Origin of the sequence: Actinoallomurus acaciae, from assembly GCF_042429965.1 — a bacterium.
GTDB lineage: Bacteria > Actinomycetota > Actinomycetes > Streptosporangiales > Streptosporangiaceae > Actinoallomurus > Actinoallomurus acaciae.
Genome location: NZ_JBHLZP010000953.1, coordinates 1 through 1,699 on the forward strand (window position 1 = coordinate 1; position 1,699 = coordinate 1,699).

Genomic DNA, 1,699 nt, shown 5'->3' on the forward strand with positions numbered 1-1,699 from the left:
CGGCGAACACCGACGCCGTCATCAACATCACCACCGGCGGCTCGTCGAGCTGAAGGCCGCCGAGCGGATCCCCGCCCCGGTCGCGGCCGCCCGGCTGCTCGACCCCGCCGGCAGGCGGGTGTCGCCGGACCTCGGCGTCATGTTCACGGCATAGGCGCTGGGCGCCGGTCCGTCGTCGCGCTCCGTGGCACTTCGTCGCGTACGCGGAGCCGCCGGTGGCGGGGTGCCATCCTGGCGGTGTGACGGCGCCCAGGCGACCCGACGGCGGTGAAGGGACCACGGTGCGAGACGCCGAAAGCGGACATACGCTCGACCCCGGCGGCTACGAGGCCGAACTGCGGCGGCACGACCGGGTGCTCCGCCGGAGCTGGGACGTCCGCCCCGGCGATCATGTGTTCGACGTGGGATGCGGCATCGGGCAGACGACCCGCGAGGCCGCGCGCACGGCTCGGGCCGGCGGCGCGCTCGGCGTCGACATCTCGGCACCCGCCATCGAGCGGGCCCGCGAACTCGCACGGGCGGAGGGGCTCCGCAACGTCGCCTTCGAGCACGCCGACGCACAGGTCCACCGCTTTGCGCGGCAGCGCTTCGACCTGGCGATCAGCAGGTTCGGCACGATGTTCTTCGAGGACCCCGTCGCCGCGTTCGCCAACATCGGCCGGGCACTGCGCCCGGCCGGGCGCCTGGTGATGATGGTCTGGCAGTCCCCCGAACGCAACGAGTGGGACGTCGCCATCCGCCAGGCCCTCGCCGGACCCCGGGGGCCGATCGCTGCCGCTTCCGCCGGGCCGGATCCGTTCTCGCTCGCCGACCCGCCGGCCGTGACGCGGATGCTGGAGGCCGCGGGATTCGCCGGCATCGCCTTCACCGAGGTCCGCGAGCCGGTCTACTACGGTCCGGACGTGACCGCCGCCCTCGGCTGGGTCCGTGGCTTCACCCACACCCGCGAGACGCTGAACCGCCTGGACCCCGCCGCGGCGGCGCGTGCGGTCGGGCGTCTGCGCGAGACGCTCTCCGCGCACCTGCGCGACGACGGCGTCTGGTTCGGCTCCCGTGCCTGGATCATCACCGCTCGTCGCCGTTGAGGGGACACGCCCATGCCCGGCCGCACCGCTGGTGGTGTCGTGACACCATCTTCACGACTTAGCGTAGTCGATCCGTAACGATGCGCTAATATCCGCCTCTGTGGAGGAGATGAGCACGGGTGATCTCGTACGGCGGGCGGCGCAGGGAGACGCGGAGGCGTGGCGGGCACTCGTCGGCCGCTACTCCCGCCTGCTCTGCGCGATCGCGCGTTCGTACGGGCTGAGCGGCGCCGACGCCGACGACGTGGTGCAGACGACCTGGCTCCGGCTGGTCGAGCGCCTCACGCTGCTGCGCGATCCGGCGCGCGCGGGGGCCTGGCTGGCGGTCACGGCCCGGCACGAGAGCATGGCCACACTGCGGCGGGCCGGGCGGGAGCGGCCGCTGAAGGGATCCGGGCCGGCGGTGACCGGGCCTCACCACGTCGTGTTCGGCCGTGATCTGGCGGCCTCCGTCGGGGCCGCCCTGGAGACGATCCCGCCGCGCTGCCGCCAGTTGCTGGAGCTGTTCGCCGGCTCGCCGCGGCTCAGCTACGCGGAGATCTCCGCGGCGCTCGAGATGCCGGTCGGCAGCGTGGGTCCGACGCGGGCGCGCTGCCTCACCCACCTGCGCCGGC

The 1,699-nt window shown here is 73.9% G+C and carries 2 protein-coding genes; both read left to right on the forward strand.

The window, feature by feature from the left end:
* The first annotated feature begins 281 nt into the window (after nucleotides 1–281).
* Nucleotides 282–1,085, forward strand: a complete 804-nt coding sequence (locus ACFFNX_RS49285; RefSeq protein WP_378213386.1) for a class I SAM-dependent methyltransferase — start codon at nucleotides 282–284, stop codon at nucleotides 1,083–1,085.
* Between the two features lie 109 nt (nucleotides 1,086–1,194).
* Nucleotides 1,195–1,699, forward strand: a 505-nt coding sequence (locus tag ACFFNX_RS49290) for an RNA polymerase sigma factor (RefSeq protein WP_378213388.1), incomplete at its 3' end; no start/stop codon positions are given.